General features: G+C 45.0%; 16 protein-coding genes and 1 riboswitch. Of the genes, 12 read left to right on the top strand and 4 right to left on the bottom strand.

Annotation, left to right across the window (positions count from 1 at the left end):
• Positions 1-10 precede the first annotated feature (10 nt).
• Both L1D21_RS04290 and L1D21_RS04285 read left to right on the top strand, forming a co-directional pair.
• Positions 11-667: a 3-oxoacid CoA-transferase subunit B gene (locus L1D21_RS04290; protein WP_239843984.1), complete on the top strand. Its 657-nt coding sequence runs from the start codon at positions 11-13 to the stop codon at positions 665-667.
• A gap of 230 nt (positions 668-897) precedes the next feature.
• Entirely contained in the window at positions 898-1701 is an 804-nt protein-coding gene (locus L1D21_RS04285; RefSeq protein ID WP_239843983.1) for a transporter substrate-binding domain-containing protein, read from the top strand.
• 58 nt (positions 1702-1759) lie between these two features.
• Here the strand turns inward: L1D21_RS04285 and L1D21_RS04280 are convergent, their stop codons facing one another.
• Positions 1760-2338 carry a thymidine kinase gene (locus tag L1D21_RS04280; protein WP_239843982.1) on the bottom strand — a complete coding sequence of 193 codons (579 nt, stop codon included), beginning with the start codon at positions 2336-2338 and terminating at the stop codon, positions 1760-1762.
• Positions 2339-2915: 577 nt separating this feature from the next.
• Here L1D21_RS04280 and L1D21_RS04275 point away from each other — a divergent pair.
• Both L1D21_RS04275 and L1D21_RS04270 read left to right on the top strand, forming a co-directional pair.
• On the top strand, positions 2916-4874 hold the full coding sequence (locus L1D21_RS04275) for a cytochrome C (RefSeq protein WP_239843981.1): 1959 nt from the start codon (positions 2916-2918) through the stop codon (positions 4872-4874).
• A gap of 284 nt (positions 4875-5158) precedes the next feature.
• A complete protein-coding gene (locus L1D21_RS04270; RefSeq protein ID WP_239843980.1) occupies positions 5159-7312 on the top strand; it encodes a M3 family metallopeptidase in 2154 nt (717 codons plus the stop codon).
• Positions 7313-7390: 78 nt separating this feature from the next.
• Here the strand turns inward: L1D21_RS04270 and L1D21_RS04265 are convergent, their stop codons facing one another.
• The 3 genes from L1D21_RS04265 to L1D21_RS04255 all read right to left on the bottom strand — a co-directional run bounded on the left by L1D21_RS04265 (position 7391) and on the right by L1D21_RS04255 (position 11064).
• Positions 7391-8953: a Na+/H+ antiporter NhaC family protein gene (locus tag L1D21_RS04265; RefSeq protein ID WP_239843979.1), complete on the bottom strand. Its 1563-nt coding sequence runs from the start codon at positions 8951-8953 to the stop codon at positions 7391-7393.
• Between the two features lie 64 nt (positions 8954-9017).
• A riboswitch (Lysine riboswitch) is annotated at positions 9018-9234 on the bottom strand.
• Between the two features lie 157 nt (positions 9235-9391).
• Complete coding sequence (locus tag L1D21_RS04260) at positions 9392-10315, bottom strand: FAD-binding protein (protein WP_239843978.1); 924 nt, start codon at positions 10313-10315, stop codon at positions 9392-9394.
• On the bottom strand, positions 10315-11064 hold the full coding sequence (locus L1D21_RS04255; protein WP_239843977.1) for an electron transfer flavoprotein subunit beta/FixA family protein: 750 nt from the start codon (positions 11062-11064) through the stop codon (positions 10315-10317). Before L1D21_RS04255 ends, L1D21_RS04260 begins: the two co-directional genes overlap by 1 nt.
• Positions 11065-11371: 307 nt before the next feature.
• On the opposite strand from L1D21_RS04255, the gene L1D21_RS04250 reads away from it, so the two are divergent.
• The 8 genes from L1D21_RS04250 to L1D21_RS04215 all read left to right on the top strand — a co-directional run bounded on the left by L1D21_RS04250 (position 11372) and on the right by L1D21_RS04215 (position 21866).
• Positions 11372-11764, top strand: coding sequence for an H-NS family nucleoid-associated regulatory protein (locus tag L1D21_RS04250; RefSeq protein ID WP_239843976.1), 393 nt, complete (start codon positions 11372-11374; stop codon positions 11762-11764).
• Between the two features lie 277 nt (positions 11765-12041).
• Positions 12042-15056, top strand: coding sequence for an amidohydrolase family protein (locus L1D21_RS04245; protein WP_239844187.1), 3015 nt, complete (start codon positions 12042-12044; stop codon positions 15054-15056).
• Positions 15056-16330 (top strand): amidohydrolase family protein, encoded by a 1275-nt coding sequence (locus L1D21_RS04240; RefSeq protein WP_239843975.1) that lies wholly within the window; start codon positions 15056-15058, stop codon positions 16328-16330. The genes L1D21_RS04245 and L1D21_RS04240 overlap by 1 nt, the downstream gene beginning before the upstream one ends.
• Before the next feature lie 84 nt (positions 16331-16414).
• Positions 16415-16801 carry an Rcs stress response system protein RcsF gene (rcsF, locus tag L1D21_RS04235; RefSeq protein ID WP_239843974.1) on the top strand — a complete coding sequence of 129 codons (387 nt, stop codon included), beginning with the start codon at positions 16415-16417 and terminating at the stop codon, positions 16799-16801.
• A gap of 59 nt (positions 16802-16860) precedes the next feature.
• Complete coding sequence (tsaA, locus tag L1D21_RS04230; protein ID WP_239843973.1) at positions 16861-17592, top strand: tRNA (N6-threonylcarbamoyladenosine(37)-N6)-methyltransferase TrmO; 732 nt, start codon at positions 16861-16863, stop codon at positions 17590-17592.
• A 10-nt stretch (positions 17593-17602) separates the two neighbouring features.
• On the top strand, positions 17603-18220 hold the full coding sequence (locus L1D21_RS04225; protein ID WP_239843972.1) for an acyltransferase: 618 nt from the start codon (positions 17603-17605) through the stop codon (positions 18218-18220).
• Positions 18221-18296: 76 nt separating this feature from the next.
• Positions 18297-19856 (top strand): M28 family metallopeptidase, encoded by a 1560-nt coding sequence (locus tag L1D21_RS04220; protein WP_239844186.1) that lies wholly within the window; start codon positions 18297-18299, stop codon positions 19854-19856.
• 300 nt (positions 19857-20156) lie between these two features.
• Complete coding sequence (locus L1D21_RS04215; protein WP_239843971.1) at positions 20157-21866, top strand: proline--tRNA ligase; 1710 nt, start codon at positions 20157-20159, stop codon at positions 21864-21866.
• The last annotated feature ends 283 nt before the right edge of the window (positions 21867-22149 follow it).

Here is a 22149-nt window from a genome sequence, read left to right as displayed (position 1 = left end):
AGGCAACATAATGGCATTATCAAGAGAACAACTTGCACAACGTGTTGCTCAAGAACTACAAGATGGTTATTACGTTAACTTAGGAATAGGTATCCCCACTTTAGTGGCGAACTACATACCACAAGGTATGCAGGTGATGCTGCAATCGGAAAATGGTTTGCTGGGCATGGGTGAGTTCCCGACCGAAGAAACCATAGATGCCGACTTAATCAACGCGGGTAAGCAAACCGTAACGGCCGTCGATGGCGCGTCATTCTTCTCATCGGCTGAAAGCTTCGCCATGATCCGTGGCGGGCATGTGGATTTAACGGTGTTGGGCGCCTTTGAAGTGGATGTCGAAGGCTCAATTGCCTCTTGGATGATCCCCGGAAAACTGATTAAAGGCATGGGCGGCGCGATGGACTTAGTGGCTGGCGCCGACAATATTATTGTTACCATGATGCACGCCGATAAATACGGCAACTCTAAATTATTACCTAAGTGCGAGCTGCCATTAACGGGTTATGGTTGTATTAAACGTGTGCTTACCGACTTAGCTTTCCTCGAGATTAAAGAGGGAGCTTTCCATCTGTTAGAGCGCGCCCCAGGAGTCAGTGTCGAAGAGATTATCAGTAAAACCGCAGGCAAGTTAGTGGTACCTGATAATGTCCCTGAAATGCAGTTTTAATAGCAATTAGTTTTAATAGCGATCAGTTTTAATAGCAATTAGTGTCATCAGCCATAAACATCAAGCCCAGATACTACTCTGGGCTTGATGCTATTTAGTAATCCAAATCAGATGAAAGCTGGGGCACAATTAGATGATAAAAGCACCATCATCAAGCCTGCACGCTTGATTTAACATTTTATTATCAGTCAAACTGAGCTAATGGTATTAAACTCTGATAAATTATCTTCATGGATCGAAAAACGACTTTAGTTCACTGTTTGCTTTACTTATCACTACTGCTTATGAGCGGTCAGCTTGATGCCGCAAACAATGCCGATAACAACCAAACTGGAAGTAACGATCTATTCAATGAGCCACTTATTTTTGGCATTGCCATTGGCTTTCCTCCCTATCAATTTAATCAAAACGGACAGGTTGCAGGCTTCGATGCTGATGTTGCAAAAGCATTGATCGCACATTTAAATCAAGATTATCGCTTTAAACAAGATAATTGGGATACGGTACTCAATGATTTAAGGTTTAAACAAAACGACTTGATTGTGGGAATGGAAATCAACCCCGTCAGACAACAGATATTTGACTTTTCACAACCCTATTATTTTCGCCAAGATGCATTTTTTGTACTCGATGAGAACCAAAGCATCAGACAAGTAGGCGATTTAGGCGATATGCTCATTGCCGGTGACAGGCACTCATCTATCGAAGATTTATTAAAACAAAATGAACGACTCTATGATTATCGACTTATTACTACGCTCTCTAAAGCCGATTCCATGCAGCGTTTAGCCAGCGGAAAAGTTGCCGCAGCCATTATGCCAAAAGCGGTGGGCTATTACTTAGCGAACCAACAAGGCATTAAAGTAAGAATCTTGGATTTTCCGACCCAAGGAACTCCGGTAGCGATCGCGGTAAAAAAAGGTGAACAGCAGCTGCTAGCACGAATCAATGTTGCTCTAGCGCAGTTAATAAATGATGGCACCATCGCTGCCTTATATAAGCAATGGTTCGCACAACAAGAAGAGTCAAACTGATTTTAAGCCGAGCTCAAGAGAATGTGAGTCGACCTAAAACCCGCTTTAACCTATGCGGTTAATCCCACAAGAACTCACGGAAGTGTTTACGGCACACAGATTCATAGCGCTCATTACCGCCAATCGCAACCTGCTCCCCTTCTTTCATTGGCTTACCGTCGCTATCGAGACGTAGCACCATATTGGCTTTACGGCCACAATGGCAGATAGTCTTTAGCTCAACCAATTTATCAGCCCAAGCTAAAAGATATTGGCTACCGCTAAAAAGCTCACCTTGGAAGTCGGTCTTGAGGCCATAACACAGGACGGGAATGTCTAGAATATCGACAACATAAGTCAGCTGCTGTACCTGTGCTTTACTCAAAAACTGCGATTCATCAATTAAAATACAGTGCAGCGGCTGCTTTAAGCTAGCTTCACGGATCATCACAGCCACATCGTCGTTACTGCCAAATACTTGTGCTTCGGTTTCGATACCAATGCGTGAAGAGACTTTACCCACGCCGTAACGGTCATCAATAGAGGCTGTCATGACTAAGGTATTCATACCTCGTTCACGGTAGTTATAAGACGATTGTAATAATGACGTCGACTTACCGGCATTCATTGCCGAATAATAAAAATAAAGCTGAGCCAAAACAGATTCCTTTTAAATAAATTGCAGCAGTTTAATAGCCACTCAAGTGAGCCTAAGTGTATCACTCTCATGGGCGCTTGATGAGTTTCTGTTTGTGAGCCAGATGGCAAGGTTAACAACTCATCGATGGTGACTAATTATTCAGGCTAAAGTTAACCAAGCAAGTATCCCGCATTAAAAAATCTTAGGATTCATAGCATTAACAATGTAGTAGCTGTTCAGATTCAGTGGGAGACTAAATCGCTCATAAATTAGAGTAAAACATCAGTATGTTTCTAAAATGTAAAGCCAAACTTAATTCAACCTTAATTGTTGTTTTATAAGATTTTTCTAACGGTATTTTTATGTGAAAAATGCGATCTACCTCCAAAGTAATAGTGCTTGTTGCGATTGACCTCAAAAAAAAATCACCGAGTAAACAGTAGACTTTCTTCGAGCAAAAAAATGCGTGCTCGCATAAAAAATATAACTCGTATTCAATATAAAAATAACGACTCGTTTCGATGCTGATGATCCCCTGCAAGATTGAGCGCTGTGACCAGTCAAATTTCAACATATTGGGTCAATGGAGAAAATGATGAAATTTTTCAAATCTAAAAAGCTGGCATACGTTGTTGCCGCTGTACTAACCGGAGCGCTAGCCGGTTGTAGCGGTGATGATGGTAAAGATGGTGTTGATGGCACCGATGGTGATCATGGCAACTCTTGGACACCACCGGTTGTAACCACATCAGTCGAAACTAACGTTAATGTGATTAACTATGCCTTTGATGAAGGCTCAATCACTTATGAGTTTGAAGTTACCAATGAAGACGGTGAACTGATCACTGGTCTGTTAAAAGCAGAAGGTAAAGTTGCTGCCTTAACCGAAAAAGGCTTTATCAACAATCGCACTGAAAGCGAAGAAGATAACGTAAACATTGGTGGTTACGGTGGCATCAACATGGAGTCATCAAGAACTCCTGATACTGAAGGTGCTACTATCACTGAAATCAGCGATGGTCACTATGAATTCTTCCTACCGTTAGCAGGTGTTAACGCGGGTACTGAAGGTATCGTTTGGCTACGTGTTGGCGGTAACTCAACAACCGGTATCGCAAGCTCAACTCAGTTAGTGGTTAACAAGCCTGAAGGCGCTTTCTCTACCAGCACTGAAGCTTGTTATTCATGTCACGTTGATTACTCAACCAGCCCTAACCGTCATGCTAGCTATGTTGCCCAAGGCATGGACGGTCAAGTAAACTTCGTTGAAGGTTGTCTAGTGTGCCACGGTTCAGTAAGCCGCACAGCAACTAACGATGAAGACTTCTCTATCGGTGGTTACGCAAGTAACACCCTATCTAAGATTGGTCACATTAATCACCAAGAGTTCGAAACTGGCTTTAGCGTAATGAACTGTAGTTCTTGTCACGTTGAAGAAACAGTGAACATCAACATTGCAGGTCCTGGTTGTATCGACTGTCACGACACTGGCGGTATCCCTGGTGATATCTTGCCAAGCAATGGTGCTGATCTACGTGCACTGCACGAAGGTAAAGCATTTATCACAGAAAGAAATACCATCAAAGACAGCTATAAAGTCACTGGTACGCCATTAACTTTAGATGCAACAACTAACGCATGGTGTACCACTATGTCACTTATTGAAGTGGCTGCTGACGGTACTGAAACTGTAGCGGATCTACACAGCATGTATGATGCTGGCACTGTAAGCTACACAGGTTCATACCTACACGGTGTGTACAATAAGTCTGTCGTTGGTCGTATCTCTAACAGCTATGCTGAAAGCTATGAAGCCGATGGCAGCAAAACCATGTGTTATGACGCTGCAGCTATCGACCCTGTAGCATGGGCTGATGCAGGCCTAATGGCATCATTACGTGTAAGCTTCACTACTGCTGACGGTAACGAAGATCAAATCACCACCATCCACGGTTACACTGATGTGACTAACCAAGTTGATGCGACTGTAGCTGATTACGACCGTCGTCATGCGGTAGGTAACGATTCTTGTACCACTTGTCACAACAGCGAAGCCAACTTCCACAAAAACGGTAACTTCGCCGAAGGTGGTCTAGGTTGTATCGCTTGTCACAACAACGGTCAAGACCGTCGTGCTGGCAACTCAGCACCTGGCTTTGGTCCTATGGTTCACAGCATGCACTGGGGTGTAGGTAGTGTAAGCACTGATGCTAATGGCGATGAAGTGTCAAATGCGGCAAGCGTTATCGCACCACAAACTAGCTGTGTGGCTTGTCACGACAGCGGCGTGGTTGACTTGAAAGCGGTTCCAAACCAATTCATCAAAGCACGTGCGTTCGGTGTAAGCGACAAGATGGCTAGCCCAATCACAGCTAACTGTTATGCATGTCACCAGTCAGACAGCGCGCTGAACCACATGACTCAAAATGGTGGTACTATTTCTGAAGATGTGGTTGACGGTTGGTACAAGCTAACCACTCAAGAGTCTTGTGCAACCTGTCACGCTGAGGGTAGCAGTGTTGGTATCGAGAAATACCATAACTTTACTCGCTAATTAGACTCATCATCTAGTTAGCTCTCGAAAGAGAGTCCCTGCTAAAACAAAGAGCCTAACTCACGTTAGGCTCTTTTTTTATTACTTGATGACTTTGGTAGAGCCGTTTAACACCACAAAAATTAAAGTAAAAAACACACTAAACATCACCTATTTAATCCTCAATTAAGTCACTTAAGCTAAATTAATTGATCAATTTGAGTGCCCTAGCCTCAAGGGAAAAATAAATAACTATAAAGCGGTTGCATATCGCTACTTACAACAAACAAAGGATGCTATTTTCAATGAAAAAAAGTTTTGTCGCCCTAGCCGTAGCTAGTAGTATATCTGCCTCTTTATTATTAGCTGGATGCCAAACGGCTCCCCAGCAAAGCGAAAACACTCAAGCAGTCGTCACCATGAACGCCAGTAATCCGTTTTTTGCCAAAAGCACCCTGCAATACCAGGCTCCAAACTTTGCCATCATCAAAGATGATCATTTTCAGCCCGCTTTAGAGCAAGGTATTGCCCAGCATTACCAAGAAATCTTGGCTATCGCCAATAACAGCGAAGCGCCAACTTTTGCCAATACCATAGTGGCAATGGAAACCTCAGGTGAGTTACTGAGCCGTACTTCAAGTGTTTTCTACAATTTAACGGGTTCAAACAGCAATCCGACTCTACGTAAAGTTCAGGGTGAAATGGCGCCAAAAATGGCTGCCCACAACGACAACATCCACCTCAATGCTGAGTTATTTGCTCGTATCGATTCGTTGTACCAACAACGTCAGCAACTCGGGTTAACGGCCGAAGAAGTGCGTTTAATCGAGGTTTATCACCAACGATTCGTCATGGCAGGCGCTAAGTTAACTGAAGCGCAAAAAGCAAAAATTCGCCTGTTGAATGAAGAGCAATCAACCTTAACCAATGAATTTGGCCAACGTCTATTACGTCTCACCAAAGAGATCGCCGTTGTTGTTGATTCAGAAGCTGAACTTGCCGGGTTATCAGCGAGTGAAATTCGCAGCGCTAAAGCCGACGCGGAAGCCGCTGGCCATCAAGGTAAATACCTTATCAGCATCACCAACACCACACGTCAGCCTATTTTAGCTAAGCTAGAAAACCGTGAGTTACGTGAGCGCGTATGGACAGCTTCAGCCACTCGTGGTCTGACTGGCGAGAATGAAACCGCCTCACTGGTTGCCCGTCTTGCACAGCTTCGTTCTGAGCGTGCGGCTTTGCTTGGTTATAATAGCTGGGCTGATTATCGCCTAACGCCACAAATGGCCAAAACCCCTGAAGCGGTTTACAAAATGTTTGGTTCAATGGTGCCTGCCGTTGTGGCTAACACCAACAAAGAATCTGCAGACATCCAAGCGATGATCACTAAAACCGGTGGTGACTTTACTGTTAAACCATGGGATTGGGCGTTTTATGCAGAGAAAGTACGTCAAGAAAAATTTAGCCTCAACGAAGCATCAATTAAGCCTTACTTTGAATTTGAGCGTGTACTAAAAGACGGTGTGTTCTTCACCCTAGAAAAACTTTATGGCGTGACATTGAAGCCGCGTCCTGATCTGCCGGTATACCATGAAGATGTAAAAGCCTACGAGATGTTCGATGCCGATGGCAGTTCTATGGCGATTTTCTATGCCGATTACTTCTCTCGTGAAGGTAAACGTGGCGGTGCATGGATGAGCTCGTTTGTAGGCCAGTCAGAGCTGCTTAACAACAAGCCTGTCGTCGTTAACGTGATGAACATTAAGAAAGCACCTGAAGGTGAACCAACATTCGTTAGCTATGATCAAGTGACCACCATGTTCCATGAGATGGGCCATGGAACTCACGGCATGTTCTCTAAAGTGAAATACCCAAGCCTTGCTGGCACAGCGGTATCTCGTGACTTCGTTGAATTCCCGTCAACTTTCGAAGAAGATTGGGCCGCTCACCCAGAAGTGCTAGCAAACTATGCTAAGCACTATGAAACAGGTGAAGTAATCCCAGAAGCCTTGCTACAAAAACTACTTAAATCACGAAGCTTTAACCAAGGTTTCGACACACTTGAGTACATGTCAGCAGCTTTAGTCGATCTTGAGTGGCACTCATTACCTGCAGGTACGCCACTGCAAGATGTCGCCAAGTTTGAAGCGTCTGCGTTAGAGAAGCATGGAGTTAACCTTGCTGCGGTACCACCACGTTATAAGTCAACCTACTTCGCTCACGCCTTCCCAGGCGGCTACTCAGCGAGCTACTACGCCTATATGTGGAGTGAAATCTTAGCCGCCGATGCCTTTGCCTATGTGCAGACTCAAGGTGGACTAAACCGTGAAATTGGTATGAAGTTCCGTAAAACCATACGTGAAGTGGGTAACAGCGTACCACCAATGGAAGCCTACAAAAACTTCCGTGGTCAGGAACCCACTACCGATGCACTGCTTGAGCGTCGTGGATTAAAGTAATCCGCTTAAAATAGCCATTAAAAATGCCGCTAAGTTTTAAAGCTTAGCGGCATTTTTTTATCTCAAATACAATAATCGTTACGGCTGATTAGCCTTATATCTGAGTATAAATATGCTCAACACAAACATCACACCACAAGTGATCAAACCCGCTGTCACCGACTCAGTAAAGCCAAGCACTATGTAACCCACCAAGCTGATAAAGGCCACGATTAACGCATAAGGCAGCTGAGTCAATACATGGTCAATATGATGACAATTCGCGCCGGTGGATGACAAAATTGTCGTATCCGAAATTGGCGAACAATGGTCACCAAATACCGCACCAGCAAGCACGGCAGCAAGCATAGGCAGCATCATGTTGCTATGTGATCCCATGGCCATATCGGCAGCAATTGGCAGCATAATACCGAATGTGCCCCAACTGGTTCCGGTAGAAAACGCGGTGATCCCCGCCAGTACAAATAACACAGCAGGCAGTAAAGCAAATGGAATGCTACCCGTGGCGAGGTTAGCCATATATTTACCGGTTTCCATTTGGCCAATGACACCCGCAATGGTCCAAGCAAATAACAAGATATAGATGGCAGGTAACATAGACTTGGCGCCGACAATCAGACCTTTAAAGATCATTGCCTTGTCTAAACCTTGGCTGAGCACCAACACTAATGTCGTGGCTAAACCCACAAGTGAGCCGTAAAACAATGATAATGCCACATCGGTTTTTTCAAAGGCGCCAATAACACTAAATGGCAAGCCTTCGGCTGCTAGCGATTCAGCGCCGCTGTTTATCAGAAAATAAACGGTCGCCAATACTAAAACGCTGATAGGCAAAAACAAACCTAAAATCTTGCCTGAATCGGCTTCAGGCAGCTCATGACTGGCACCAGGAGGTAAACCTTTAGATTCATCATAGAGGTTACCTTTTTGCGCATTCATCTCATGTTGACGCATAGGACCAACATCTAAACCCATAAAGGCTACGCAAAGCAGTAATAACAACGCGAAGATGGCGTAAAAGTTCATTGGGATCATCTGTACAAATACACTCAGATGTCCTGAATCAGTAAAGCCGTGGGCCGTTAAGATGCCACCTATCAAGGCGATAATATAAGCGCCCCAGCTCGATACGGGAGAGATAACACAGATAGGCGCGGCAGTAGAGTCCAGCAGATAGGCCAATTTACTGCGCGATACATAATATCTGTCGGTCAGCGGACGAGCGACACTACCCACGACCAAGCTATTGAAATAATCGTCAATAAACACCACACAGCCAAGGAACATGGTCAGCAGCTTAGCATCACGTTTATTCCGTATATGCTGGCGTGCCCAATCGGCAAAGGCTTTAGCCGCACCACTGACGGTAATTAATGCGGTGATCATCCCCAGCACAATAAGGAAACCGAGTAGGTAAACGTTCCAGCTATTTAATGCGCCATCATCCCAAACTAAACCGACCACTTGCTGACCGAGATATTGACCCGTTCCAAGCAAGGAGTAATCGGTAATAAATATGGCCCCTAATAAAATCCCAAGTCCCAGTGACAATAAGACACGGCGGGTAAAAATAGCCAGTAAAATAGCCAATAATGGCGGCAGCAAAGAGAGTGCCGAATCGGCATAACTTAAAGTTGTCATTGTTTAATTGTCTTCGTTAAATTACGAATGGAGAGCAACTGAAGAGGTTGGATTTGACACCTGTCCTATCAGTAGCGCTCCATAGTGATACCAAAATCAGTATATTTTCTTTTTATCGTTGCCGATAAAAAGCACTATGGCAGTACTGTATCTATTCGATAACAGTCCCAGCAATGAGCTTTGATACACTCATCACTTCGGCGTGAAATCCTTTCCTATTCACTAAATACGGCATCACCCTAATGAATAGTACTGATATTTAACGCACCTCTACGTATCAGGACGTCAACCAAAAGCATGATCGGTTAACGTGACCGCACATAAAAACACAGGCGGCTTTGAAGATGCTACTTCAAAGCCGCCTATCGTGATTTATATCACATTATATTTTAAATATACACCAAGCGGTTTACCGTCTGGTTACATCTAAACTAACAATTACAGCTGTTCAATCAGCTTAGGGATAGCTTCAAACAGATCGGCTTCTAAACCATAATCGGCAACCTGGAATATAGGCGCTTCAGGATCTTTGTTAATCGCCACGATCACTTTTGAATCTTTCATACCAGCCAAGTGCTGAATAGCACCAGAGATCCCCACGGCAATATACAGATCAGGCGCGACAATCTTACCGGTTTGTCCAACTTGAAGATCGTTAGGTACATAGCCCGCATCGACTGCCGCACGAGAAGCACCGACTGCGCCGCCCAGTTTATCCGCCAACTGCTCAAGAATAGCAAAGTTCTCACTACTGCCTAACGCGCGACCACCTGATACCACCACTGAAGCGGCACCCAAATCGGGACGCTCAGACTCAGTCAAGGTTTGCGAGATAAACTCGACTTGACTATTAAACTCACCATCGAGCTGCTCAACTTCAGCAGCGCCATCGTTAGCGACCGCATCGAAAGCACTCACGCGCACTGTCATCACTTTTACATCATCTAAGCTTTGCACTGTCGCCAATGCACTACCAGCATAAATAGGACGAACAAAAGTGTCTTCGCTGACCACTTCAACCACTTCAGATAGCTGAGCAACGTCCAGTAACGCCGCGACTCTAGGCAGTAAATCTTTACCCTGGCTCGATGCTGCTGCCAAAATATGCTGATAAGCACCAGCAATCGAAAGCACTAACTGAGCACCGCTGTCGGCAACGCCATTGGCATAAACAGGTTTATCGGCAACCAGTACTTTTCTAACACCAGAAAGTTTACTCGCTGCTTCGACAACGGCTGCACAATCATGACCGGCCACTAATAAATCAACTTCAGCGCCAATAGCTTGACCACAAGCAACCACTTTTGCGGTATCGAGTTTTAGATTTGCATTATCATGTTCTGCAATAACGAGAATAGCCATTAGATCACCTTCGCTTCATTTTTTAGCTTTTCAACCAACTCCTCAACAGAAGCCACCATCACACCAGCTTCGCGCTGTTTCGGCGTCGCCACTTTAAGCAGTTTATGATGTTGCTTGATGCTCACACCTAAACTGTCGATAGTGATGGTATCTAGTGGCTTACGTTTGGCCTTCATAATATTGGGGAGTTTAGCGTAACGCGGTTCGTTCAAACGTAGGTCTGTGGTAATAATGGCTGGCAGAGGTAATTTAAGTGTCTGCAATCCACCATCAATTTCACGAGTCACTAGTACCGTATTACCTTCCACTTTGACTTCAGAAGCAAAGGTCGCTTGCGGCACACCAGCCAGCGCAGCTAGCATCTGCCCAGTCTGGTTGTTGTCACCATCGATAGACTGCTTGCCTAAGATGATAAGCTCTGCCTGTTCTTGGCCTTGAATCGCATTAAGAAGTTTGGCAATAGATAGCGGCGCAAGCTCTTCATCGGTTTCGACATGAATACCACGATCGGCACCCAGTGCCATCGCAGTACGTAACTGTTCTTGAGCGGCCTTAGGACCGATAGTCGCGACCACTATCTCAGTGACAATACCGGCTTCTTTCAAACGAACCGCTTCTTCTACGGCAATCTCACAAAATGGGTTAATAGCCATCTTTAGGTTTGCGGTATCGACATGGGTATTGTCAGCGTTCACCCTGACTTTCACATTGGCATCGACGACGCGTTTAACTGGCACCAATACTTTCATAATGCTTCCTTCTTACGTCTTTAAATCTGGAAAAATAGTGCATAGCAGGGCTATCACAAACTCATGCCACTTTACGTGCTGTTGACGTTAACGTCAACAAGAACTATCGACTTAATTGATATCTATCAATATCGGTTTAACCTTTGCTTGCAAGCTTATATTGATGAAAAGAATGCTAACCGAATTAACAGTTTTAAATAATATTGATAAATAATGATTTATAGGTTTGATTAAATAGTTATTAGTTTCTATTATTAAGCCCGTATTTAAATTTACTTTGTATATTTTCGAGTGGGAAATAATTAACATGAGCGAGTTTCTAGATATTTTAACCCATGGTCGTCGTTTTAAAGCTGCGGTCAAAGAACTTTCAGTTGAAGATTTAAAAGATGTAGCAAGTAAGCTCGAAAAAATCATTACTGAAAAAGCAGAACAAGCCGAAGAAGAACAAGCGGCTATGGCTGAGCGTAATGCTAAAATCGAAGAGATCCGTCAACAAATGGAAGCCGTTGGTTTATCAATTGATGATCTCGGTGCTGTAGCGGCAAAACCAGCACAAAAGAAACGCGCTCCACGTCCACCAAAATATAAAATTGAAGTTGATGGTGAAACCATCACTTGGACTGGTCAAGGCAGAACACCTACGGTATTTAAAACCGAATTAGATAAAGGCCGTAGTTTAGAAGAGTTTTTAATCTAAGCTAAAAAGTAGCTGATATATCATTGCGACTTTTTAAATAGAAGCCAACTTCAATAAGTTGGCTTTTTTGTTAGAAATTGTTACCACTAAATGGCTGATTATCGCTACAGCCCAGTACAGTTGAATTAACCATGTTTCCCCTTGCTATCTGAGCTTAAAAGCTCACTTGATCATTGTTCGCAAATTAAGATAATCTCTTACAATCACCGGGCCCGACATAATAAAAATACCTATGCATAAATATACAATCCCGGCGGCGTGTGGCATCTCAACGCTCATGCTCGCTAGCTTTCCGCTGTACGCTAATTCTCAACTTACTGATAATACTCCAAAGATAACCGCTCTCTCTAATGCCACATTAATGATTGAGCCTGGTAAAACAATTAGTAATGCCACTCTATTAATTGAAAACAGTAAAATTAAATCGATTATTACTAAAGGAAAAATTCCTGAAGACGCTTACATAATCGACATGAGCAATAAAGTAATCTACCCCGGGTTCATCGACCCTTATGCCGATTACGCCATCGACTTTAAATATGACCAACAAAAAGTCACGCCCCCTGTATACGAAATTAAACGTATTGGTGGTAATGCAGAAAATGGGGCTATCCATGCTGAAAAAGAGTGGTTCAACTATATCTATCCAGATAAAACTTCGGCAAAAAAATGGTTAGATAATGGCTTTACCAGTGTGCAAACCGGATTACTCGATGGCATATTCCGAGGCCGTGCTACCACAGTGTCTTTGGCGCCCTTAAAAGCGAATGACGTAATATATCGCTCAAAGTCGAGCCACTTATTAGCATTCGATAAAGGCAGTTCGCTTCAAGATTATCCTGGGTCTTTAATGGGTAGTATGGCACTTATTCGCCAAACCTTATCCGATGCCAAATGGTATAAAGACAACTATAGTAAATCGGCCAACACCAGCTCTATCGATAAAGTAGAATTCAATATCGCTTTAGATAGACTCGGTAATATTGATAAAGAAAACAGCTTATTTGCCACGCAAGATTTAAATAGCCAATTAAGAGCCGCGCGATTATTAAGCGAATATGGTCTTAAGGGTAGTTTATTAGGCAATGGGCACGAATATGCTCGTATTGATGAAGTTAAAGCGACTGGTTATAGCATTATTCTACCGCTTAACTTTCCAGCAGCCCCTGATGTTAAAAATGACACGAATGAACGAAATATTTCTTTAGCTCAGCTACGTCATTGGGAAAGAGCCCCCTATAACCCCAAAGCGCTGCAAGATGCCAAAATCCCCTTCGCGCTAACCCTAAATGGCATTAAAGGCGATGCGTTTTGGCCAAGATTAAAGCAAGCTATTGATGCCGGACTCAGTAAAGAAGCCGCGTTGGCAGCACTAACCACAGAAGCCGCTGAGTTAGCCGGAATAGGTGAATTCAGTGGTCGCCTCAAGCCAGGGTACATGGCCGACCTCGTGGTTGCCGACGGTGATCTGTTTGAAAAAGGCAAAATCGAAAGTGTATGGCTACAAGGGAAAGAATCACAACTGATCCCTCGTGATACCAAGTGGTTAGCTCAAAGCTACCAATTAGCCTTAGGCGAATTAAGCTTAGATTTAGCCATTGAACAAGGCGATAAATTGTCAGGCAGTTTAAGTAGTGGAGAGCAAGAGATCCCACTGAATGCGATTGAATATGCTAATCAAAGATTACTATTTAATGCCGATTTAACTGAAGCAGGATACCCAGGTATTAACCGCTTTACCTTGTGGTTCGATGAGCAAGGTATTCACGGTCGTATGTTAGATAAGAACAATCGCCAGCATCCTTTAGCCGGCGTGGTTATCGACAGTGCAGCAGAAAGTGACAGCGATAAACCGCAACAATCCAAAGTACTCGTATCACAACTCACCACGCCCAATGTCGCCTATGGCTTAGCTCAGCAACCCGAATCGGAAAAGCTACACATTAAAAATGCCACTATCTGGACCTCCAGTGAACAAGGCATTATTGAGCATGGCGACCTGTTAATTAACCGTGGTCGCATAGAAAAAGTGGGCCAAAACCTGAGCACACCATCGGGTTACCAAGTGATCGATGCTACCGGCAAACATGTCACTGCGGGGATCATCGATGAACACTCACATATTGCCCTCAATGGCGGCATTAACGAAGCAACCGATGCCATTACTTCTGAAGTTCGTATTGGTGATGTATTAAACCCCGATGATATTGCTATCTACCGTGCGATTGCAGGTGGAGTCACGACTGCGCAAATTCTTCACGGCAGTGCCAACCCTATTGGCGGTCAGGCGCAAGTGATTCAGATGCGTTGGGGCGAAAGCGCCGAAGGGATTAAGTTTAAACAAGCGTTGGGCAGTATTAAATTTGCCTTAGGTGAAAACGTTAAGCAGAGCAACTGGGGTGATAACTTTAATCGCCGCTTCCCTCAAAGTCGTATGGGTGTGAAATCTCTATTTGAAGAAGGCTTTAACGAGGCCATTGCCTATGATAAAGCACTGGCGGATTATGATGATTTACGCTCTAGCGAACAACGCCGGCAAATTGCCCCTAAGCCCAACCTTCGTCTGCAAGCCATCAGCGAAGTGCTCAAAGGCAAACGCATGGTGCACATTCACTCTTATGTACAATCAGAGATTTTAATGTTCTTGCGCCTCGCTCAAGCTTATAACATCAAGCCAATCACCTTCACGCATATTTTAGAGGGCTACAAAGTCGCCGATGAAATGGCAGCCCAAGGTGCCTATGGTTCAACCTTCTCTGATTGGTGGGCTTATAAATTTGAAGTTTATGATGCCATCCCGATGAACACTTGCCTGATGCACAACAAAGGCGTGTTAACTAGTATCAATTCTGATGACTTTGAGATGCAGCGTCGTCTCAATCAAGAAGCCGGTAAGTCGGTGATGTATTGCGATATGAGCCCTGCCGATGCTTGGAATATGTTAACTATCAATCCGGCTAAACAACTAGGCATAGATAAAGTTGTCGGTTCTATCGAAGAAGATAAACAAGCCGATATCGTACTGTGGGATCACTCTCCTCTATCTATTTACGCCAAAGTCGACAGCACTTGGATTGAAGGCCGTCGTTACTTCGACCGTGTACGTAATAATAAAACCCAACAAGCCATTGCCAGTGAGCGCGCCGCATTGATTCAAGCGGTACTCACCAGTGATAAACCTAGCGTTCCCGGAGAACTCCCCATTGAAAATAATGAGCCACAATGGCACTGCGATACCCACTATGATGTTTGGCGTCAACATGCCAGCACTGCGCTAAGGGAGGCTCACTAATGAAGTCATTTAAATACAGTTTAGCCGCAGGTTTAAGCATGGTCAGTTGCAGTCTGTTGGCCCATGACATGGTGCCCGCTCAGTCGCAAAGCCAGCCTATCGTGATTCAAAATGCGACGATTCATACGGTGAGTAACGGAATCTTACAAGGCAGCGATGTTCGCTTCGAAGCCGGTAAGATCACGGCCATTGGTCAGCAACTTGCCACAGATAACGCGCAAGTGATCGATGCCACTAATCAACACCTCTACCCTGGACTTATCGCGTTAGACACAAGTATTGGTATCGTCGAAGTGGCCATGATGCGCCCCAGTAACGATAGCTATGAAGTGGGCGAAAGTAATCCACAACTGTTGGCGGTTAGCGCCTATAACCCTGACTCGGAAATCATCCCAACCATTCGCGCCAATGGCATTACCCATGCTCAGGTGGTCCCTAAAGGCGACGCCCTTGCGGGCCAATCTTCACTGGTTGCTTTAGACAGTTGGACCATCGAAGATGCCTTAGTCACCACACCAGAGCAGTTCCATCTGTATTGGCCTAGCATCCGCCGCTTATCCAATGATGATGAAAAGCGTAAACAGCAACAAGAAGAGTACGCCAAGCAACTTAAAGCTATCGAGTCAGCACTGCTAGACGGTTACCGCTATGAGCTTGCAGCCAAAGCCGATACCGTCAGCAAAATCGATAATCGTTGGCAAGCCATGCTGCCGCTCTATGAAGGCAAGGCGCAGCTATTTGTCCACGCCGACACGAGCGAGCAAATCGAGCAGGCGATCAATATGACTCGTCCCTATGGCTTTAAGCTAGTGTTTGTCGGTGGTTATGATGCTTGGCGTGTGGCCGATCAAATTAATGAGATAGGCGCTTCAGTGATCTATACCGATACCTTTAGTCTGCCAATGCGTAAAGATGAACCGATCGCAATGAACTTTAAAATCCCAAGCTTACTGCAAGGTGCAGGTATCCCTTTTGCCATTGGATTTAGCGGCGATTGGGATGCTCGTAACCTGCCCTTCGCAGCGGGTCAAGCCATGGCATACGGACTGACCGCAGAACAAGCGCTGAAAAGCATCACCTTAAATGCGGCGAAAATCCTAGGGATTAACGATATGGGTGCCATTGAAGCGGGTTATCGTGCCAACCTAGTGCTTTCCGACGGCGATATCCTCGATCCCTTATCCAACAAAGTCAAAGCGGTATTTATTGATGGGCGACAAATAGATCTCAATAATCGTCACCAACAACTTTATCAAAAGTACCTTAAGCGCTAGAATTGCCTTTCTAAGCCGTTCAATATTGGCCACTTATTCGGTGGCCAATATTCATACGGCATTCTAATCAAACAGGCCCGTTTCATGAAAAAGACCATCTTTATCATCTCAACCTTACTACTCAGTGGTTGTGCCGGCGATTATGCTTTTCACAGCAATTTAGACGGTGAGGCCATCGATAATTACTTTAAAGTGGGTGATGTGGTTGTGTATCAAAACAATCAACATCCTACTGGTGCCTATGAGCTAAAAAGCTTAGTCGAAGGTGAATCTTGCCAAGAAAAGCCTAATGATGTTCCCGCTTCTATTGCCGATGCGCGTACCAATGCACGTCGCGCGGCAGCTGAACTTGGAGCCAACGGCCTGATCATCAAAAGCTGCGTGTTATTTGAAGAAGCCACCAACGCCTGTATCACCAATGCAATATGTATCGGCCAAGCGATATTAACGCCTGAAGCCAAGGCCGAATAATCACAGCTTAATGATCTTGAAAAAAGTTTGTGAATAGCGTCTCGTAAACAGAGAGTTAAATGACCTTTAGTAATGAAATTCAGGCGGTCGCCATTTGCCGAACCCCCTATAAACAGAAGTTTGGTATTCCCAGACAACCGGGGCTTGCCACATCTGCACGTGGATTTGTCGAGCTACAAGCCCCCTTCAATCATATCGATAGCGTACGCGGGTTAGAGCAATATTCTCATATCTGGCTACTGTTTTGTTTTCATGAAAATTTAGCCCAAGGCTGGAAAACCACGGTGAGACCCCCTCGCCTAGGTGGTAACGAAAAGCTCGGTGTATTTGCGACTCGCTCTACCTTTCGTCCCAATGGCATTGGCCAGTCGGTGGTGAAACTACATGCTATCCACCAGCAAAAAGGTAAAGTGATGCTTGAGATCTCCGCCATGGATCTTCTCGATGGCACTCCTATTGTCGACATCAAACCTTATATTCCTTTCTCTGATGCGATTACTGATGCCAAGGGCGGAATTGCACATGAGGCCCCCATATTGGCTCAAGTCAGTTTCTCTACTGAAGCACTAAACCAACTGGAAAAGTATGATGCCGAGCGTTACCCCAAGCTCAAAAATATTATCCAAGAGGTATTAGCCCAAGATCCACGCCCAGCTTATAAAAAGGCGAAATTTGACCCCAAGCAATATCAAGTTGCCCTGTATGACTTAGATATTCTGTGGCGCGTGCAAGATGAGCAGATTCTGGTTGAAACCATCAGAGCTTCAACGCTGACGGCTCAAGATCAATAGGAATTGAATCATGTCTGAGTCTATTGATTATCAAGCCCAACACAAACAACGCTTAGCTTATATGCCTTGGTTATATTTCTCTTTAAAGCCTAAACACCTGTGCTGGGCTAAACCTTGGCAAGAGCAAATTCAGGCCAGATTGATGGCACTCGAGACCATTTCAATTGGCAACAACAGCTTTATAGCGCCTCAAGCAAACCTATTTGCCGAACCCGGACGCGACATCATCATAGGTGATAAATGCATGATCGCCGCCGACAGCTTTTTACATGGTCCGATAGAAATGGGCAATGAAGTGGCGGTTAATCATGGCTGTTCACTCGATGGTGGCCGCGGAAAAATCATTATCGGCAATCAGACCCGTATCGCCAACAATGTCACCATTTATGCCTTTAACCACGGCATGAAACCTGAGACGCCCATCTATCAGCAAAGTGCCAACTCCAAAGGCATTGTGATTGGCAAAGATGTATGGATTGGTGCTCAGGCTGGCATTGTCGATGGTGTGAATATTGGCGATTGTGCCGTGATCGGCATGGGCGCCGTTGTGACCAAAGATGTGCCTGCCTACGCAATTGTCGCAGGGAATCCGGCCAAAATTATTGGTGACAGACGCGATAAAACATAAGCAATTGTCACTACACTTATTTTTCACCCGCTCTAAAAGGATCTTATCTGTGAAGACTGCTGCAATAATAGGTTTAATTGGCACAGCGCTACTTTGCCATGCCCAAGCCGCTCCCTTTAAGTTTGACGAAGCCAGTTACCGCACCGATGTGCAAACCCTCGCCAGCGACGAATTTGAAGGCCGTGCGCCTCTGTCTCACGGTGAAAAACTGACCGTTGAATACCTTGAAAGTGCCTACAAATCCATGGGACTCAAGCCGGCTTTCGGTGACAGCTATCGTCAAAGCGTACCTATGGCCAAAATCACTGCCGATCAAAACATGCAGCTCAAGGTGGGCAAGTTAACTTTTAGCAACGGCAATGAGTTTACTGCTCGCACCGAGCAAGTCGAGCCTTCTGTCACCCTAGATAATAACGACATGGTATTTGTTGGCTACGGTATTAACGCCCCTGAATATCAGTGGAACGATTACGCCAATGTCGATGTAAAAGGCAAGACAGTGATCCTCTTGGTTAACGACCCCGGCTTTGCCACTCAAGACCCGAATGTATTCAAGGGGAATGCCATGACCTACTACGGTCGCTGGACCTATAAATATGAAGAGGCGGCCAGACAAGGCGCTAAGGCGGTCTTTATTGTTCATGAAACCGCGCCAGCCGCTTATGGTTGGAATGTGGTTCAAAACAGTAATACCAACAGTAAATTCACCCTAGTCGATAAAAACAATAATCGCTCCCACATCGGTGTAATGGGCTGGATTCAACATGCCACAGCGCAAAAAATCTTTGCCGAAGCAGGATTCGATTACGATCAACTTAAGCTTAAAGCAGCCAAACCTGGCTTTAAGTCTCTACCTTTGAAACTTAAAGCCAGCCTCAAGCTGGATAACCAAATTGAGTTAGCCACGTCATACAATGTCGCGGGTTTACTGCCGGGTTCGACCCAAGCCGATGAATGGTTAGTGATGCACGCGCACTGGGATCATTTAGGTAAAACGCTTAAAGACGGTAAGACTCATATCTACAACGGCGCCGTCGATAATGCTTCGGGTGTCGCGGGTGTGTTACAGCTAGGACGTTATTTTAAAAGCCTTAAAGGCGACGCCGCACCAAAACGCTCTATGCTGTTTGCCACCTTCACCGCTGAAGAAACGGGTCTGATTGGCGCACAATATTTTGCCGAAAATCCGCCGGTTGCCACAAAGCAGTTAGTCTCATTTTTGAATATCGATGGCATGAATGTTGGCAAAGGGGTCGATTATATTCTGCGTTATGGAGAAAACGTCTCCGAACTGGAACAATACCTCGACGATGCGGCTAAGGCACAAGGTCGTACCGTTAAGGCCGACCCAAGACCACAAAACGGCCTGATGTTCCGCTCAGATCATTTTGCTCTGGCTCAACAAGGTGTGCCGGGATTGATGTTTATGAGCCTAGGAGATACCGATCCAGACTACATCGCCCATAAATATCATCAACAAGCCGATGATTATGATCCTAACTGGAATTTAGGCGGCGTATCTCAAGATTTAAGCCTAATAAGCGACATCTTAAATAAACTGGCCAACAACAATGACTGGCCAAAATGGCTTGAAGAATCTGACTTCAAGAAACGCCGTGCTAAAGATGGTTTATAGGTCGCTGATTAAATTAAGTAGAATGACCAGTTAGCCATACTCACTAGCGGGACTGATGTAAATAGGATTCATTAGTCCCGCTAAATTTACGAAAAACCACTGATTTATGGTGCACAATTAAGCCATCAATTTTACACATCACCTCCCCCCATGCCCCGCTTTTGAAAAGACAAAACCTAGCTTATTCCCTCATTAGCCTAGCAATGATTTCTACCCGTCACAGAGCCAACAAACTAGGTGACATCAACATTCAGGGTGCTAAAATGTCGGCCTATTTCATAACATAACTGGATTTTGACAATGCGAGCGAGCAAGTACCTGCTGTCAACACAAAAAGAGACCCCAGCAAACGCTGAAGTGGTCAGTCATCAATTAATGCTACGTGCGGGTATGATCCGTCGTAACGCATCAGGTCTTTACAGCTGGTTGCCCACAGGTTTGCGCGTGCTTCGCAAAGTGGAAGCTATCGTTCGTGAAGAGATGAACAATGCAGGTGCCGTTGAGATCTTAATGCCTATGGTTCAACCCGCTGACCTTTGGGTTGAAACTGGCCGTTGGGAAAAGTTTGGTCCCGAACTATTGCGCTTCCAAGACCGTCATAACCGTGACTTCGTCTTAGGCCCAACTCACGAAGAAGTGATCACTGACATCATTCGTAAAGAGGTTAACTCTTACAAGCAGTTACCCCTGAATCTGTATCAGATCCAAACCAAATTCCGTGATGAAGTTCGTCCACGTTTCGGCGTAATGCGTTCACGTGAGTTCTTGATGAAAGATGCATACTCTTTCCATATCGATCAACAAACCATGGATGAAACCTATCAGGCAATGTTTACTGCCTATAGCAACATTTTAGGTCGTATGGGACTGGCCTTCCGCCCTGTATTGGCCGATACCGGTTCAATCGGTGGCAGCTTGTCACACGAATTCCACGTATTGGCTAACAGTGGTGAAGACTTAATCGCTTACTCGACTGAAAGTGATTACGCTGCCAACATCGAAAAAGCCGAAGCGCCAATTCCAACAGAGCCTCGCGGTGCAGCCACTGAAACCATGAGCCTTATCGATACGCCAAACGCTAAGTCCATCGAAGAGTTAGTCGAGCAGCATGGTATTGCGATTGAGAAAACCGTTAAAACCCTTATCGTTAAAGGTGCCAATGAAGATGCGCCACTAGTGGCCATCATCGTCCGTGGCGACCACGAGCTTAACGAAGTTAAAGCCGAGAAGATTGACGCCGTATTGGCTCCATTTGAATTTGCCGATGAAGCCGATATCCGTAACGTCATTGGTGCAGGTCCTGGTTCTCTAGGCCCTGTGGGACTGAACATTCCAGTTTACGTCGATCACAGCGTCAATATCATGAGCGACTTTGCCGCTGGCGCAAACCAAGACGGCAAGCACTATGTAGGCATCAACTGGGAACGCGATGTGCCAGAGGCTCAAGTAGCCGATCTACGTAATGTTATCGAAGGTGAAGCCAGCCCATGTGGAAAAGGCACTATCGGCTTACTACGCGGTATCGAAGTAGGTCATATCTTCCAGTTGGGTACTAACTATTCTGAGTCTATGGGCGCTAACGTGCTTGACGAAAATGGTAAGTCTAAAACGCTACTGATGGGTTGTTATGGTGTTGGCGTAAGCCGTATCGTGGCTGCTGCTATCGAGCAAAATCATGACGACCGCGGTATCATCTGGCCAGACGCTATTGCACCGTTCAAAGTGGGCATTCTGCCAATGAACATGCACAAGTCTCATCGTGTTAAAGATATGGCCGAGCAGCTGTATCAAGACTTAAACGATGCGGGCATCGAAGTGATGTTTGACGACCGTAAAGAACGCCCTGGTGTAATGTTTGCCGATATGGAACTTATTGGTTTACCGCACGTTATTGTTATCGGCGATCGCAATATCGACAACGGCGTATTCGAATACAAGAATCGTCGCACTGGCGAGAAGCAAGATATTCCATTCGATGAAATTATCGACTTTATCAAGTCGGCTAAATAATACCAATCGGTATAACCCAATCGAAACCCAAAAGCCCAGCAACAATGCTGGGCTTTTTTCTGTTTGTTGGAAATGACCCAGCGGAACCTAATTTGGTCGCTCTAGCAATTAAAGTCGCGTAAAAGCGTTATTGTTTAAATAAACTACGGCAATCTTCCCATGCAAAGACACCTGCTTCACATTACAAGTTTGCCTCTGTATATCTACATTTTTCATTATCTTCAGAATAACTAATTGAACTTGCCAACACGCTTAAAAGACCATTTATGACATTGGTCGAAGT

This window comes from Shewanella sp. Isolate11, assembly GCF_022398315.1.
Lineage (GTDB): Bacteria > Pseudomonadota > Gammaproteobacteria > Enterobacterales > Shewanellaceae > Shewanella.
Note: the sequence above shows the minus strand (reverse complement) of the source record. Positions and strands in the feature narration are given on the sequence as shown.